The organism is Weissella koreensis KACC 15510, assembly GCF_000219805.1.
Classification (GTDB): domain Bacteria; phylum Bacillota; class Bacilli; order Lactobacillales; family Lactobacillaceae; genus Weissella; species Weissella koreensis.
In genome coordinates this window covers 545902-559682 of sequence record NC_015759.1, presented here as the reverse complement: position 1 = coordinate 559682, position 13781 = coordinate 545902, and the positions used below count along the sequence as shown (strand labels likewise).

The 13781-nt window shown below is 38.3% G+C and carries 24 protein-coding genes; all 24 read left to right on the top strand.

The features are described 5' to 3' along the window. Positions 1-4 precede the first annotated feature (4 nt). The 24 genes from WKK_RS02735 (at position 5) to rpmD (ending at position 13763) form a co-directional block, all read left to right on the top strand. The gene (locus tag WKK_RS02735; protein ID WP_013989375.1) at positions 5-967 is read left to right on the top strand and encodes an acyltransferase family protein; all 963 of its coding nucleotides are present in this window, start codon (positions 5-7) and stop codon (positions 965-967) included. Positions 968-971: 4 nt separating this feature from the next. Next, the gene (locus WKK_RS02730) at positions 972-1310 is read left to right on the top strand and encodes a hypothetical protein (RefSeq protein ID WP_013989374.1); all 339 of its coding nucleotides are present in this window, start codon (positions 972-974) and stop codon (positions 1308-1310) included. Positions 1311-1403: 93 nt separating this feature from the next. Next, a complete protein-coding gene (locus tag WKK_RS02725; RefSeq protein WP_158306220.1) occupies positions 1404-2168 on the top strand; it encodes a glycosyltransferase family 4 protein in 765 nt (254 codons plus the stop codon). A 29-nt stretch (positions 2169-2197) separates the two neighbouring features. After that, positions 2198-4069 (top strand): hypothetical protein, encoded by a 1872-nt coding sequence (locus WKK_RS02720; protein ID WP_013989372.1) that lies wholly within the window; start codon positions 2198-2200, stop codon positions 4067-4069. A gap of 51 nt (positions 4070-4120) precedes the next feature. After that, positions 4121-4459 carry a helix-turn-helix domain-containing protein gene (locus tag WKK_RS02715; protein WP_006845978.1) on the top strand — a complete coding sequence of 113 codons (339 nt, stop codon included), beginning with the start codon at positions 4121-4123 and terminating at the stop codon, positions 4457-4459. Between the two features lie 704 nt (positions 4460-5163). Further along, positions 5164-5472, top strand: coding sequence for a 30S ribosomal protein S10 (gene rpsJ / locus WKK_RS02710; protein WP_006845977.1), 309 nt, complete (start codon positions 5164-5166; stop codon positions 5470-5472). A gap of 80 nt (positions 5473-5552) precedes the next feature. Beyond that, positions 5553-6179, top strand: a complete 627-nt coding sequence (gene rplC / locus WKK_RS02705; RefSeq protein ID WP_006845976.1) for a 50S ribosomal protein L3 — start codon at positions 5553-5555, stop codon at positions 6177-6179. Positions 6180-6203: 24 nt separating this feature from the next. After that, positions 6204-6827 carry a 50S ribosomal protein L4 gene (gene rplD / locus WKK_RS02700; protein WP_006845975.1) on the top strand — a complete coding sequence of 208 codons (624 nt, stop codon included), beginning with the start codon at positions 6204-6206 and terminating at the stop codon, positions 6825-6827. Beyond that, complete coding sequence (gene rplW, locus WKK_RS02695) at positions 6827-7114, top strand: 50S ribosomal protein L23 (protein ID WP_006845974.1); 288 nt, start codon at positions 6827-6829, stop codon at positions 7112-7114. The genes rplD and rplW overlap by 1 nt, the downstream gene beginning before the upstream one ends. A gap of 17 nt (positions 7115-7131) precedes the next feature. Next, positions 7132-7965, top strand: a complete 834-nt coding sequence (rplB, locus tag WKK_RS02690) for a 50S ribosomal protein L2 (RefSeq protein WP_006845973.1) — start codon at positions 7132-7134, stop codon at positions 7963-7965. 51 nt (positions 7966-8016) lie between these two features. Next, entirely contained in the window at positions 8017-8298 is a 282-nt protein-coding gene (rpsS, locus tag WKK_RS02685; protein WP_006845972.1) for a 30S ribosomal protein S19, read from the top strand. Between the two features lie 17 nt (positions 8299-8315). Further along, on the top strand, positions 8316-8663 hold the full coding sequence (gene rplV / locus WKK_RS02680) for a 50S ribosomal protein L22 (RefSeq protein WP_006845971.1): 348 nt from the start codon (positions 8316-8318) through the stop codon (positions 8661-8663). Positions 8664-8676: 13 nt separating this feature from the next. Beyond that, the gene (gene rpsC, locus WKK_RS02675; protein ID WP_006845970.1) at positions 8677-9342 is read left to right on the top strand and encodes a 30S ribosomal protein S3; all 666 of its coding nucleotides are present in this window, start codon (positions 8677-8679) and stop codon (positions 9340-9342) included. 2 nt (positions 9343-9344) lie between these two features. Continuing rightward, positions 9345-9764: a 50S ribosomal protein L16 gene (gene rplP, locus WKK_RS02670; RefSeq protein WP_006845969.1), complete on the top strand. Its 420-nt coding sequence runs from the start codon at positions 9345-9347 to the stop codon at positions 9762-9764. Next, positions 9764-9970 (top strand): 50S ribosomal protein L29, encoded by a 207-nt coding sequence (gene rpmC, locus WKK_RS02665; protein ID WP_006845968.1) that lies wholly within the window; start codon positions 9764-9766, stop codon positions 9968-9970. The genes rplP and rpmC overlap by 1 nt, the downstream gene beginning before the upstream one ends. An 18-nt stretch (positions 9971-9988) precedes the next feature. Then, positions 9989-10255: a 30S ribosomal protein S17 gene (rpsQ, locus tag WKK_RS02660; protein ID WP_013989371.1), complete on the top strand. Its 267-nt coding sequence runs from the start codon at positions 9989-9991 to the stop codon at positions 10253-10255. 46 nt (positions 10256-10301) lie between these two features. After that, positions 10302-10670, top strand: a complete 369-nt coding sequence (gene rplN, locus WKK_RS02655) for a 50S ribosomal protein L14 (protein WP_006845966.1) — start codon at positions 10302-10304, stop codon at positions 10668-10670. Between the two features lie 35 nt (positions 10671-10705). Continuing rightward, positions 10706-11011 (top strand): 50S ribosomal protein L24, encoded by a 306-nt coding sequence (gene rplX / locus WKK_RS02650; RefSeq protein ID WP_013989370.1) that lies wholly within the window; start codon positions 10706-10708, stop codon positions 11009-11011. A gap of 27 nt (positions 11012-11038) precedes the next feature. Beyond that, complete coding sequence (gene rplE / locus WKK_RS02645; protein WP_006845964.1) at positions 11039-11581, top strand: 50S ribosomal protein L5; 543 nt, start codon at positions 11039-11041, stop codon at positions 11579-11581. A 49-nt stretch (positions 11582-11630) separates the two neighbouring features. Beyond that, a complete protein-coding gene (rpsH, locus tag WKK_RS02640; protein ID WP_006845963.1) occupies positions 11631-12029 on the top strand; it encodes a 30S ribosomal protein S8 in 399 nt (132 codons plus the stop codon). A 31-nt stretch (positions 12030-12060) separates the two neighbouring features. Further along, positions 12061-12597 (top strand): 50S ribosomal protein L6, encoded by a 537-nt coding sequence (rplF, locus tag WKK_RS02635; RefSeq protein WP_006845962.1) that lies wholly within the window; start codon positions 12061-12063, stop codon positions 12595-12597. Positions 12598-12687: 90 nt separating this feature from the next. After that, positions 12688-13044 carry a 50S ribosomal protein L18 gene (gene rplR, locus WKK_RS02630; RefSeq protein ID WP_006845961.1) on the top strand — a complete coding sequence of 119 codons (357 nt, stop codon included), beginning with the start codon at positions 12688-12690 and terminating at the stop codon, positions 13042-13044. A gap of 18 nt (positions 13045-13062) precedes the next feature. Continuing rightward, positions 13063-13566, top strand: a complete 504-nt coding sequence (rpsE, locus tag WKK_RS02625) for a 30S ribosomal protein S5 (RefSeq protein ID WP_006845960.1) — start codon at positions 13063-13065, stop codon at positions 13564-13566. Between the two features lie 11 nt (positions 13567-13577). Beyond that, the gene (gene rpmD / locus WKK_RS02620; RefSeq protein ID WP_006845959.1) at positions 13578-13763 is read left to right on the top strand and encodes a 50S ribosomal protein L30; all 186 of its coding nucleotides are present in this window, start codon (positions 13578-13580) and stop codon (positions 13761-13763) included. Positions 13764-13781: the final 18 nt, after the last annotated feature.

Sequence of the window (13781 nt, the reverse complement as noted above, 5' to 3'; positions counted from 1 at the left end):
TATTATGAATTTTAATAAACAGACAACGGCGTATTGTAAAGCTATTGCAATCATTTTAGTTATTAGTGGACATTATCTGCATTTAATAGGAATGGATAATTTATATACTATGAATTCAGGAGCTATTGGTGTTGGTATGTTTCTATTTGTTTCTGGTTATGGATTAGAAGCATCTATAGAGAAGGTTAATTTTCAAGTTGATTTATCACAGCTAATACGAATTGTAAGCTTAATCATCGTATATGAATTCGCTACAATTTTGAAAATAATTATCACAATCTTTATGCATATGAATCAAGGTGGGAATTTAAAAGAATTATTTATCTTGGGTTTTAGAAGCGATCTAGACCCAACTATGTGGTATATGTTTTTCATAATATTTATGTATTGTGCGTTTTATGTTGTGCATTATTTAATAGAAAATATTTTCATCAAATGGATTATTATGCTCATTTGTGGCCTTATATTAGCTGGAGTATCTCACTATATTAGTGCGTCATTTTCTTTTGTTTTAGGGGTAGTAGCTTTTGATTTAAGAAACAATGAAAAACTTTTTAATGTTATAGCGATTATCTTAGCTTTTATAAGTAGTTTCATTCTATTTGGATTTATTAAGATACCCTATGATTTTGTGATATCTTCTCCAGCAATTAACATGACGATATTAGTAGTTTTTGTGCCAATTTGTTGTATGAAATTGCTAAACAATTTAAGTGAAATAAACGGGTTAGATTTTTTTTATGCAAGTTTAAAGCAGATTGCTAAATTATCGTTTGCGTTGTATCTATTTGAGGTATTTGGATTTAGTAATCCGGTATTTAGCAATGTGATTGTTAACTATCGAATATGGGGGATTCTATCATATCTCTTTATTTTATTGGTAGTAGCATATTTATTTACAAATTACATTGTTAAGCCCTTGAATTATCGTAATTTGACAGATGCAATTAGTGGGTTATTGAGGTGATCTTATGACGAAAATATTATTTGTTACTTCCGGTGTATTACCAGTTCCGGCGACATCGGGTGGTGGTGTTGAGGGAATTATTGAAACGATCATAGATAATAATGAAGAAAATAAAGATTATGATATAACGATTGTTTCATCCTATACAAAAGAAGCAGAAATGGAGGCTGATCGATATAGCTCAACTTCTGTGATATTTACAACCCCAGATCATAAAGTTAATGACGTGATGCGTTGGCCTACTAAAATAGGGAGGCGAATTATTGAAAAAATATCGCATCGTCATATTTGGTTCAATGAATATCCAAAAATTATTAAAAGAACTAAAGAACTTTTAAAATAAGAGAGGTTTGATAAAGTAATTATCATTAATTACGGTCAGATGATTATACCTCTAGTTCCCTATATTCCAAAGAATACCGAAAAAATATTGTATTTGCATAATGATAATTTTAATCAGAAGACGATTTGGGCTGAAAAAATTTTAAGTAGTTATGATCATATTATTACGATTAGTAATTTTTTGAAAAACCAGATAAAGACGGTTGATCTACCAAATTCTGTTGCTGTTGACACAGTTCATACGGGGATTTTCAAACAAAAAGTTTCGAATGATGTAAAGACATTAAGGGATAAATTGAAGATTAAGGATGATGAATTTCTCGGAATATATATTGGTAGATTACATCCTTTAAAAGGCGTTCAATTCGCATTGGATGCTTTGAAATATCTACCTGATAATTTCAAATTACTAATTGTGGGTGGAGTTTTTTATTCTCAAAATAAACAAAGCTTATTTTTAAGAAATTTGAAAAAAGAATCTAAAAAATATAAAGATAGAGTCATTTTTACAGGGTATTTGGATCCTAGTGAAATACCTAGATATATTAAAGCTAGTGATGCGGTGATTGTTCCGTCTATTGTAAAAGAGGCGCTTGGACTGACAGCAATTGAGGCGCAAAGCTATGGGACGGCCTTGATTTGCTCTGATAGTGGTGGGATTCCCGAAACGCGTACAGATGATAGTTCAATCATGATTCAGTACGACGAGAATTTCTCTAAAAACATCGCTAAAGCAGAACGATTTTTACAGGAAAATCCATTGCGCAGGAAACAAATGATTAAAAATGGTTTGGAATTTTCGGAAAATTTTAAACTGGATGATTTTTATAGAAAATTTGTAGTTACGTTAGGTAACTAGATTTGGTTTTAAAAGGAGATGTTTTCAACATGACAGTAAAAGATTATTCAAAATTAAAACTGGTGATTTGGGATTTAGACGATGCTTTCTGGGAAGGTACTATTAGTGAGGGTGAAATTACGCCAATTGCTAAAAATGTTAAATTGGTTAAAGATTTAGCTAGGCGTGGAATAGTTTCAAGTATTTGTTCTAAAAATGATATGGATGTGGTTGAAACTAAATTAAAAGAATTAAACTTATCTGAATATTTTGTTTTTAAATCAGTTAATTGGACTAGCAAAGGTCCGCGAGTTAAACAATTGCTTGAAGATATTCATTTGCGTGCTGCAAACGTGTTATTTATTGATGATAATAAATTGAATTTGAATGAAGTTGAACACTATTCTCCAGATATTAAAGTATCATTACCTGATGAAATTAATGAACTGTATAGTGTGGTCGATAAAATTGGTAAAGATGATAGTGAACTGTCAAGATTAAACAACTACCATGTGTTAGAAGAAAAACGTGATGCTTCTCTTGAGGCTGTTTCTAATGAAGAATTTTTATATTCATGTGAAATTAAAGTTGAAATTCATAAAGATATTGAAAATCAGTTTGCTCGAGTGCATGAATTAATCAATCGGACCAATCAATTAAATTTTACAAAATTACGCATTAATGAAAATGAATTGCGGGACCTAATGGCTAATGGAAATTATGAATTAGGATATGTAACGGCTACTGATCGTTTTGGAGATTACGGTGTGGTAGGGTTTTATGCATTAAATCTTGCTAAACACAAATTGGAACATTTCTTGTTTTCTTGTCGCACAATTGGTATGGGAGTTGAAAATTACTTATATCATTATTTAGATGATCCTGAGTTAATAGTTGAGGAACCGGTAGCATATAAAATTGACATGAAAGATGCTTCGAAGTGGATTAATTCCAGTGAGCAAACATATAGTGAATATACGGAAATGTCTAGTGTATCTAATACTAATAAAGTGTTGATTAAAGGAAGTTGTGAATTAGAGTGGGCAGTTGATTTGTTGAAAACTGATGTACCATTCGTCGATGAGCTAGGACACGTAAACCCCGATACATCTGCAGATATTACTAGTTTTAATCATTCTGTTAATATGTATGATGCTTTTAATTTATCAGAAGATCAAAAACGACAATTTCAACAAGAAGTACCTATGTGGGATGATGAATTGATAGATTCAGCCATGTTACATGATAAATTTGACATTATTTTCTTAAGTGGATTTTTGGATCAATGGGAGGGAGTCTACGAACGCATTGATACTGGAGAAAAAATTGCTTTGGGTGTTGATAAGCGTGATTTAACGAATCTGGATATATTGAAAAAAACATTAAATAAATTAGAAAATAAAAATAATGAATACTATATTCAAGAGCAACGTCAAAAAATGTTGCAATTTAGTGCTAAATATAAATTCATTGGTGATTTGCCTGCGAAAGAAGCTGCTAAAAATTTCAAGTATATTATCAGCAAAATTCCAAAAGAAACTAAAGTGGTAATTTTCTTGCCAAGTGGATATCAACGAGGAAATACATCGAAAATGAAAAATGAAGGAAAAGTGCGAGGAGATTATAATCTTATGGTTAAAGAAGCCTTGGCAGATTATGATAATGTCTCTTTCCTTGATTTTACTAAATTTACCAAAAATGATTCAGATTTCTTAGAGACACAAGATCATTTTTCTAAGGAAGTTTATTATGAAGTGGCACAAGAAATGCAAAAGATTATTAGCGATTCATCAAAAACTGAGGTGAATTTAATTTCTAAACAAGATTTTGAAAAAAGTAGTTTTAGAAATATGTATTCCAAATTAAATTCACTTGGATTGATGAAATTAGTTATGCGTGCTAAAAGTATCGTAAAAAAATAAAATGCTATTTAGTCGTTTATAAATTTAATTGTTATGGAGGAGTAGGTTGTTATGAAGCAACAAAGAAGGACTGCTTTGCAGAAATTTGAAATTCTTCTATCTTACTACGAAAGTGATCAATCTAAAACTGAGTTTGTAAATGATCATAATATTAGTAAGGTAACTTTAAATCGATGGTTAGATGCGTATAGACGGTTTGGATTGGATGGTTTACAAAGAAGTAAAACTAATCGGCAATATCCTTTAGAAATCAAGTTAGAAGCAGTTAGAGCGTATCTGCAAGAAGGGATGCTACAAAAAGAAGTGGTTGATAAGTTTGAAATTCGTTCTGTAACGCAACTAAGAAATTGGATAAAAGATTATCAAAATAATATGTTAATGAAGACATGAATTAAATATATATGATGAAAATTTTTTATTCTAGTTCAGCATTCATTAGTGTCCATTAAAAAATAAATTATAGGCAGCTTGTGCACAATTTAAATCAAGGGCAAGTTTTATACACACTCGATATTTGATGCTCGGCTATTTATTAAATTTTTAATCTATGAATTGTTGCTGTTAATGCTTTTTAGATGATTAATGGAAATTTATATTCTGGTAAAAAATAAAAAATTAGAGCTAAAATATCTTTATAAGATGAAAGCTGAGTATAAATATTAGTAAAATAAAATAAGTTTTCTACCTATGTTAATAGTGCATTTTAAGAATCCAATATTTCAATGGATTCTTTTTATTTTTAAAATATTTAAGATGTTGGTTTTTTAATTAATTATTTTTAAATAAAATAAAATAAATTAGTTACGTAAATTCAAGAAAAATTATATTTTTACATTACATAAGCTAAATAAAAAGATGATAAAATGCTTGCAATGTCGCATATTCTGGGTTATTATATTCAAGTACGTTATTTCTTGGGCAACTAAAAACTGGCCAAAATGTGGTAGCGACAATAACGAGCGATGATGTGAGAGGTTGCGACACACCCGGCAACATTGTCACTGAAACCATTGCCATGGATTTCAGAGCGGCGTGTTGGTTTTTCTCACGGAGTTAGTCTCATATTCCAATATGGACGAAGGAAGGAGTCAATCATGGCAAACAAGAAGATCCGTATCCGCTTAAAGGCATACGAACACACAATCATCGATGCATCAGCAGAGAAGATTGTTGAAACAGCAAAGCGGACTGGTGCTGAAATTTCAGGACCAATCCCATTGCCTACAGAACGTACTTTGTACACTGTTTTGCGTTCACCACACAAGCACAAGGATTCACGTGAACAATTCGAAATGCGCACACACAAGCGTTTGATCGATATTATGAATCCAACTGCTCAAACTGTTGATGCATTATCAAAGCTTGAATTACCAAGCGGTGTCAACATCGAAATCAAGTTGTAATTTATTATTTGATTTTAAATTTTGCCTGATTATGCATTAAAACTAATTAAAAATATTTTTATCAAAAAAAGGAGATAGTCATGACAACTAAGGGTATCTTAGGCCGTAAAATCGGCATGACTCAGGTTTTCACTGATAACGGTGAACTTATTCCAGTTACTGTGATTGAATCAACACCAAACGTTGTTCTTCAAGTTAAAACACTTGAAAACGATGGTTACAATGCGATTCAATTAGGTTTCTCTGATAAGCGTGCTGTTTTATCTAACAAACCTGAACAAGGTCACGTTGCTAAAGCAAACACGACCCCTAAGCGCTACATTCGTGAGATTCGCGACGCTGAGGGTGAATTAAACGTTGGGGATGAGGTAAAGGTTGATATTTTCGCTGAAGGTGAAAGTGTTGACGTTACTGGAATCACAAAGGGTCATGGTTACCAAGGTAACATTAAGAAAGATGGACAATCTCGTGGTCCTATGGCGCACGGTTCTCGTTTCCACCGTCGTCCAGGTTCGTTGGGAGCCGTTATCAATCGTGTCTTCAAGGGTAAGAAATTGCCTGGACGGATGGGTAACCACAAGCGCACGGTTCAAAACTTGCAAGTCGTACGAGTAGACGTTGAAAACAACGTAATCTTGGTCAAGGGTAACGTCCCTGGAGCAAACAAGTCACTTGTTACTGTTAAGAACTCTGTTAAAGCTAAGTAATAAGGACGAAGGGAGGATTTAAACATGACTAAGGTTGCTTTATTTAAGCAAGATGGTTCAAATGCCGGAGAAGTTGAGTTAAACGACGCAATTTTTGGAATTGAGCCTAATAATAACGTCATCACTGATGCCGTTTTGATGCAACGTGCATCAATGCGTCAAGGGACTCACGCCGTTAAGAACCGCTCTGCTGTTCGTGGTGGTGGTCGTAAGCCTTGGCGTCAAAAGGGAACTGGACGCGCCCGTCAAGGGTCAATCCGTAGCCCACAATGGCGTGGTGGAGGTGTTGTCTTCGGACCAACTCCACACTCATATGCCTACAAGATGCCTAAAAAGGCATATCGTTTGGCTTTGAAGTCAGTGTTGTCACAAAAGGTTTTGGATTCATCATTGGTAATCGTTGACGGTTTGTCATTTGACGCACCAAAGACAAAGGAATTCAAGGCTGTTTTGAACAACTTGAACGTTAACGAAAAGACATTAGTTGTTTTGGATGACAACAATACTAACGCCGCATTAGCTGCTCGTAATCTTGAAAACATTACGGTTATGACTGCTAAGGGTGTTAATGTGTTGGACGTTATCAACAACGATAAGTTGGTTGTTGTTCAATCAGCTTTGTCACAAGTTGAGGAGGTTTTGGCATAATGGACGCACGCGATATCATTTTGCGCCCGATCATCACTGAACAAACGATGAGCGTTTTGGATGAAAAACGTTACACGTTTGAAGTTGATGTTCGTGCTACTAAGCCACAAATCAAGAGCGCTATTGAAGAAATTTTCGATGTTAAAATCGAAAACATCAATACTGCAAATGTACGTGGTAAGTTGAAGCGTCAAGGACGTTTCGCTGGTTACACCAAGAAGCGTAAGAAGGCAATTGTTAAATTGACTGCTGCTTCTAAGGACATTCAATTGTTCAACGAAAAATAATTTAGGAGGAAAGCAGCGTGGCTATCAAGAAATACAAGCCAACCTCTAACGGACGTCGTAACATGACGAGCTCAGATTTTGCTGAGATCACAAAAACGACGCCTGAAAAGAGCTTGTTGGAATCAAAGTCAAACACTGGTGCCCGTAATTCTTACGGACACATGACCGTTCGTCACCGTGGTGGTGGACATAAGCGTCAATATCGTATCATCGACTTTAAGCGTACTAAGGATGAAGTTCCTGCAAAGGTTACTGCGATCGAATACGATCCAAACCGTACAGCAAACATCGCTTTGTTACAATATACTGATGGTACAAAATCATACATCTTGGCGCCTAAGGGATTAGAAGTTGGCATGACAGTTCAATCTGGTTCTGATGCCGATATCAAAGTCGGAAACGCTTTGCCATTGGAAAACATTCCTGATGGAACTCAAATCCACAACATCGAATTGAAGCCTGGTAAGGGTGGACAACTTGCTCGTTCAGCTGGTGCATCTGCACAATTGTTGGGTAAGGAAGGAAAGTATGTCCTTGTTCGTCTTCAATCTGGTGAAGTACGTATGATTCTTGCCGTTAACCGTGCAACAATTGGAGTTGTTGGTAATGAACAACACTCATTGATCAATTGGGGTAAGGCTGGTCGTCGTCGTTGGAAGGGTCAACGTCCACACGTTCGTGGTTCTGTTATGAATCCTAACGATCACCCTCATGGAGGAGGAGAAGGTAAAGCGCCCGTTGGACGTCCATCTCCTATGTCACCATGGGGTAAGAAGACTGCTGGTAAGAAGACACGTGACGTTAACGCGCGCTCAAGCAAGTTTATCGTTCGTGGTCGTAAGAGCAAGTAGTCTAATATTCCAATTAGATAAAAATAAAAGCATACGAGAGGAGACTTCATTATGGGTCGCAGCCTGAAGAAGGGACCATTCGCTGACGCACACTTGTTAAAGAAGGTTGAAGCAGCTAATGCTTCTGAAAAGCAAGTTGTCATCAAGACATGGTCACGTCGTTCAACGATTTTTCCAAGTTTCATCGGTTTGACATTTGCCGTTTACGATGGTCGTAAGCACGTACCAGTTTTGGTACAAGAAGACATGGTCGGACACAAGCTTGGTGAATTTGTCCCTACGCGTACATTCCATGGACACGCAGCGGATGATAAGAAAACGAAGCGTAGCTAATTAAGGAGGACAATACAATGGCTGAAGAAATCACATCAGCACGTGCCACAGCGAAAATCGTTCGTGTCGCACCACGTAAGGTCCGCCTTGTGCTTGACCAGATTCGTGGAAAGCGAGTGGCTGAGGCATTTGCAATTTTGCAATTTTTGCCTAACCACTCATCAGAAGATGTATATAAGGTATTGAATTCAGCAGTTGCTAATGCTGAAAACAATTACTCACTAGATCGCGAAGATTTGGTAGTTGCAGAAGCCTTTGCTAACGAAGGACCAACGTTAAAGCGTTTCCGTCCCCGTGCCAAGGGTTCAGCTTCACCAATCAATAAGCGCACAAGCCACATTACTGTTGTGGTAACAGAAAAGTAAGGAGGATTGAGTCATGGGTCAAAAGATTAACCCAACTGGTTTCCGTGTCGGAATCATCCGCGATTGGGATGCTAAATGGTACGCAAACAAGAAGGACTACGCTAATGTTTTGTTAGAAGACATGAAGTTGCGTAAGTATATCGAGACTAAGTTGGCTGAAGCCTCAGTTTCACGTATTGAAATTGAGCGTACAGCTAACCGTGTTAACGTCTCAATCCACACTGCTAAGCCTGGAATGGTTATTGGTAAGGGTGGATCAGAAGTTGATGCATTACGTAACGAATTATCACGTTTAGTGGTTAAGGGTGAACGTGTTCACATCAACATCATTGAGATTAAGAAGCCTGATTTGGACGCCCATTTGGTAGGTTCACAAATTGCACAAGACTTGGAACGCCGTGTGGCATTCCGTCGTTCAATGCGTGGAGCTATCCAACGAGCTATGCGTTCTGGTGCCAAGGGTATCAAAACACAAGTTTCTGGACGTTTAAACGGGGCAGATATTGCTCGTGTTGAGCAGTATACTGAGGGTACAGTTCCTTTGCACACATTGCGTGCAGATATTGACTACTCTTGGGATGAGGCAGCTACAACTTACGGTAAACTAGGTATCAAAACTTGGATTTACCGTGGTGATATCTTGCCTGAGAAAAAGTCTAAGAGCAAGGAGGCTAAGTAATCATGTTAGTTCCAAAGCGTGTTAAGTACCGTAAGCCACATCGTGGACACATGCGCGGTGAAGCTAAAGGTGGTAAGGCAGTTGCTTTCGGTGATTTCGGATTGCAAGCAACTACGTCTCACTGGGTTTCAAATCGTCAAATCGAAGCTGCTCGTGTTGCCATTACTCGTTATATGAAGCGTGGTGGTAAAGTTTGGATTAAAATTTTCCCACACTTGTCATACACTTCTAAAGGTGTTGGAGTACGTATGGGTAATGGTAAGGGTGCCCCAGTTGGTTGGGTTGCCCCAGTCAAGCGTGGTAAGGTAATGTTTGAAGTCGGCGGTGTTCCTGAAGAAGTTGCCCGTGAGGCTTTGCGCCTTGCCGCTAACAAGTTGCCAGTTAAGACTAAGATCTTAGCTCGCCAAGTGGAGGGTGAATAATGAAGACCAAAGATTTAAAAAACGAAATCAAGGGCCTCAGTACAGCTGAATTAGTGGCTAAGGAAAAGAGCTACAAGGAAGAGTTGTTTAACTTGCGTTTCCAACTAGCTACTGGTCAACTTGAGAACACGGCTCGTTTGTCAGAAGTACGGAAGCAAATTGCTCGTATTAAGACTGTGATTCGTCAACAAGAATTGAACAAGTAGTAAAGAGAGGAGACCGAGATGACTGAAGCTCGTAATGCACGTAAGGTTTACACAGGCCGCGTGGTTTCAGATAAGATGGATAAGACAATTTCTGTTGCCGTTGAAACTTATAAGAACCACCCAGTTTATGGAAAACGTGTTAAGTACACGAAGAAGTTTAAGGCTCACGATGAAAACAACGAAGCTAAAGCAGGAGATATGGTACGTATCATGGAGACACGTCCAACTTCAGCTACAAAGCGCTTCCGTTTGGTAGAAATCGTCGAGAAGGCTGTTATTATCTAATCGTTTTAATCTCGAATTTTACCAATAACGGAAGGAGGACAAAATCGTGATTCAACAAGAAAGTCGTTTGAATGTTGCTGATAATTCTGGAGCACGCGAAATCTTAACTATTAAGGTTTTGGGTGGATCTGGTCGTAAGTTCGCCGGAATCGGTGACATGATCGTTGCAACCGTAAAGCAAGCAATTCCTGGTGGAACTGTAAAGAAGGGTGATGTTGTTAAGGCAGTTATCGTTCGTACTGTTTCATCATCACACCGTGCAGATGGTTCATACATCAAGTTTGATGAGAACGCTGCAGTTATCGTTAAGGATGATAAGAGTCCTGTTGGAACTCGTATCTTCGGCCCCGTTGCACGTGAATTACGTGACAACGATTACATGCGTATTGTGTCATTGGCACCTGAAGTATTGTAATTAGCGCCATCAATAAATCAAGGAGGAAGCCTAGCATGTTTGTAAAGACAGGTGACAAGGTTAAGGTTATCGCCGGTAAGGACAAAGGTAAAGAGGGCGTAGTCGTTAAGATTATTGCTGCTTCAGACCGCGTCTTGGTTGAAGGTGTTAACATAATGAAGAAGCACCAAAAGCCAAGTAACCAATACCCACAAGGTGGAATTATCGAGCAAGAAGCTCCAATCCACGTATCAAACGTACAATTGCTTGACCCTTCAACTAATGAACCAGCTCGTTTTGGTATCAAGATTGAAGATGGTAAGAAGGTACGCGTATCAAAGAAGTCTGGAACGGCTTTATAATTTAGGTGAAAGGAGGAAATCATTATCATGGCAAATCGCTTGAAAGAAAAGTATGTTAATGAAGTTCAACCTTCATTGATCGAAAAGTTTAACTACAGCTCAATTATGCAAACTCCAAAAATCGAAAAGATTGTTTTGAATATGGGGGTTGGTGATGCTGTATCTAACTCAAAGAACTTGGATGAAGCTGTTGCAGAATTAGAACTAATTGCTGGTCAAAAGCCAGTCGTTACTCGTGCAAAGAAGTCAATCGCTGGCTTCCGTTTGCGTGAGGGAATGGCAATCGGAACTAAGGTTACGTTGCGTGGAGAACGAATGTATGACTTCTTAGATAAGTTGATCAACATTTCTTTGCCACGTGTTCGTGACTTCCGTGGAGTTTCACCAAAGGCCTTTGATGGTCGAGGAAACTACACTTTGGGAATCCGTGAGCAACTTATTTTCCCTGAAATTGATTACGATGCAGTTAACCGCGTACGTGGTTTGGATATTGTAATCGTAACTACTGCTAACTCTGATGAAGAGTCACGTGAGATGCTTACTCAATTGGGTATGCCTTTCACTAAATAATTAAGAATAAGCTGTTAAATCAGTGAAAAATTTATAGGAGGCAACATCAATGTCAATGACTGACCCAATTGCAGATTTCTTGACTCGCATTCGTAACGCCAACATGGTTCGTCACGATTCAGTTGAAGTTCCTGCATCTAAGATCAAAAAAGACATCGCTGAGATCTTGAAGAACGAAGGCTTTGTCCGTGATGTTGAATACATTGATGATGATAAGCAAGGTGTAATCCGTGTGTTCCTTAAGTATGGTGCTGATAAGCAACGCGTTATTTCAGGTTTGAAGCGTATTTCAAAGCCTGGATTGCGTTCATACGTTAAGGCCGATTCATTACCAAAGGTTTTGAATGGTTTAGGAATTGCTATCATCTCAACTTCTGAAGGTGTTATCACCGATAAGGAAGCTCGCGCCAAGAACATTGGTGGCGAGGTATTGGCATACGTTTGGTAATAAAAAAATCTAATAAAGGAGGTATCCCACAATGAGTCGTATTGGTTATAAGACTTTGACTTTGCCTACTGGCGTTGAATTGTCACGCGAAGGTAATGTTGTTACTGTTAAGGGACCAAAGGGTGAGTTATCACGCGAAGTTTCTTCAGAAATTGCTTTTACTATCGAAGGAAACGATGTGAATTTCACTCGTTCATCAGATGATGGTAAGATCAAGGCTTTGCACGGAACTACTCGTGCGAACGTCGCCAACATGGTTGAGGGTGTCTCAGAAGGCTTCAAAAAGACTTTGAAGCTTGTCGGTGTTGGTTACCGTGCAGCCAAGCAAGGAAACAAGCTTGTGTTGAACGTTGGTTACTCACACCCAGTTGAATTTGAAGACCGCACCGAAATGACGGTGGAAGTTCCTGATTCAGTTACTGTTGTAATTTCAGGTATTTCAAAGCAAAAGGTTGGAGATTTCGCCGCTGAGATCCGTGCCGTACGTTCTCCTGAACCTTATAAGGGTAAGGGAATTCGTTACGAAAATGAATACGTTGCACGTAAGGAAGGTAAGACTGGTAAGTAAACTTAAGCTAATTGCTTAAAATTGAGCGCAACGTCTCAATTATTACTTATCACGTATATCTTTCAAACAAGAATAAAAGAGGTTACGAACATGATTACGAAGTCAGACAAGAATAAAGTGCGTCAACACCGACACACTCGCGTTCGTGGAAAGATTTCTGGTACTGCAGAGCGCCCACGCTTGAACGTTTTCCGTTCTAACAAAAACATCTACGCTCAATTAATTGATGACGTAGCGGGTGTGACGCTTGCTAGTGCCTCAACTTTGGATGCAAACATTGCGGATGCACCAAAGACTGAACAAGCTACAAAAGTTGGTGCATTAATCGCTGACCGTGCCAAGGCTGCTGGAATTGAAGATGTTATCTTTGATCGTGGTGGATACTTGTATCATGGTCGAGTTCGTGCATTAGCTGAATCAGCTCGTGAAGCTGGTTTGAAGTTCTAAGGGAAGGAGGAAATAATCATGGCATATATCGATCCAAAGACTCTTGGTGAGTTAGAAGAAAACGTCGTAGCTATCAACCGTGTTACTAAGGTTGTTAAGGGTGGTCGTCGTTTGCGTTTCGCCGCTTTGGTTGTTATTGGTGATCGTAACGGTCACGTTGGATTTGGAACTGGTAAAGCTCAGGAAGTTCCTGAAGCTATCCGTAAGGCTGTTGAAGCTGCCAATCGTAACATCGTTGCCGTACCAACTGTTGGTACAACTCTTCCTCACTCTGCATTGGGTGTCTTCGGTGGTGGTCGCGTGTTAGTTAAGCCAGCCGCTGAAGGATCTGGAGTAGCCGCCGGTGGTGCTGCTCGTGCCGTTTTGGAATTGGCTGGAATTGCTGACGTGACTGCAAAGTCATTGGGATCAGCAACTCCAATCAACGTTGTACGTGCTACTTTTGAAGCAATTTCAGAATTAAAGAATGCTGAAGAAGTCGCAGATTTGCGTCAGGTCTCATTAGAGCACTTGGCAGAATAAGGAGGCAGATAATGGCTGAACAAGTTAAAGTAACTCTTGTTAAGAGTGCTGCCCACCGTTTGCCAAAGCAACGTGCAATTGTTAAGGCCCTTGGATTAAACAAGGTTTCTTCATCAGTTGTATTGCCTGACAATGTACAAACGCGTGGCGCTGTATTCAAGATTGCTCACTTAGTTACTGTTGAAGTAGTTAAGTAAGTACAAATTGCTCTGAAG

What these genes read in the sequence shown, in the direction of transcription:
- rplD (WP_006845975.1), top strand. Translation starts at nt 6,204, where the DNA reads ATGACTAAGGTTGCTTTATTTAAGCAAGATGGTTCAAATGCCGGAGAA.
- rplF (WP_006845962.1), top strand. Translation starts at nt 12,061, where the DNA reads ATGAGTCGTATTGGTTATAAGACTTTGACTTTGCCTACTGGCGTTGAA.
- rplX (WP_013989370.1), top strand. Translation starts at nt 10,706, where the DNA reads ATGTTTGTAAAGACAGGTGACAAGGTTAAGGTTATCGCCGGTAAGGAC.
- WKK_RS02720 (WP_013989372.1), top strand. Translation starts at nt 2,198, where the DNA reads ATGACAGTAAAAGATTATTCAAAATTAAAACTGGTGATTTGGGATTTA.
- WKK_RS02730 (WP_013989374.1), top strand. Translation starts at nt 972, where the DNA reads ATGACGAAAATATTATTTGTTACTTCCGGTGTATTACCAGTTCCGGCG.
- WKK_RS02715 (WP_006845978.1), top strand. Translation starts at nt 4,121, where the DNA reads ATGAAGCAACAAAGAAGGACTGCTTTGCAGAAATTTGAAATTCTTCTA.
- rplP (WP_006845969.1), top strand. Translation starts at nt 9,345, where the DNA reads ATGTTAGTTCCAAAGCGTGTTAAGTACCGTAAGCCACATCGTGGACAC.
- WKK_RS02735 (WP_013989375.1), top strand. Translation starts at nt 5, where the DNA reads ATGAATTTTAATAAACAGACAACGGCGTATTGTAAAGCTATTGCAATC.
- rpmC (WP_006845968.1), top strand. Translation starts at nt 9,764, where the DNA reads ATGAAGACCAAAGATTTAAAAAACGAAATCAAGGGCCTCAGTACAGCT.
- rpsC (WP_006845970.1), top strand. Translation starts at nt 8,677, where the DNA reads ATGGGTCAAAAGATTAACCCAACTGGTTTCCGTGTCGGAATCATCCGC.
- rplC (WP_006845976.1), top strand. Translation starts at nt 5,553, where the DNA reads ATGACAACTAAGGGTATCTTAGGCCGTAAAATCGGCATGACTCAGGTT.
- rplE (WP_006845964.1), top strand. Translation starts at nt 11,039, where the DNA reads ATGGCAAATCGCTTGAAAGAAAAGTATGTTAATGAAGTTCAACCTTCA.
- rplV (WP_006845971.1), top strand. Translation starts at nt 8,316, where the DNA reads ATGGCTGAAGAAATCACATCAGCACGTGCCACAGCGAAAATCGTTCGT.
- rpsS (WP_006845972.1), top strand. Translation starts at nt 8,017, where the DNA reads ATGGGTCGCAGCCTGAAGAAGGGACCATTCGCTGACGCACACTTGTTA.
- rpsE (WP_006845960.1), top strand. Translation starts at nt 13,063, where the DNA reads ATGGCATATATCGATCCAAAGACTCTTGGTGAGTTAGAAGAAAACGTC.
- rpsJ (WP_006845977.1), top strand. Translation starts at nt 5,164, where the DNA reads ATGGCAAACAAGAAGATCCGTATCCGCTTAAAGGCATACGAACACACA.
- rpmD (WP_006845959.1), top strand. Translation starts at nt 13,578, where the DNA reads ATGGCTGAACAAGTTAAAGTAACTCTTGTTAAGAGTGCTGCCCACCGT.
- rpsH (WP_006845963.1), top strand. Translation starts at nt 11,631, where the DNA reads ATGTCAATGACTGACCCAATTGCAGATTTCTTGACTCGCATTCGTAAC.
- rplR (WP_006845961.1), top strand. Translation starts at nt 12,688, where the DNA reads ATGATTACGAAGTCAGACAAGAATAAAGTGCGTCAACACCGACACACT.
- rplW (WP_006845974.1), top strand. Translation starts at nt 6,827, where the DNA reads ATGGACGCACGCGATATCATTTTGCGCCCGATCATCACTGAACAAACG.
- rpsQ (WP_013989371.1), top strand. Translation starts at nt 9,989, where the DNA reads ATGACTGAAGCTCGTAATGCACGTAAGGTTTACACAGGCCGCGTGGTT.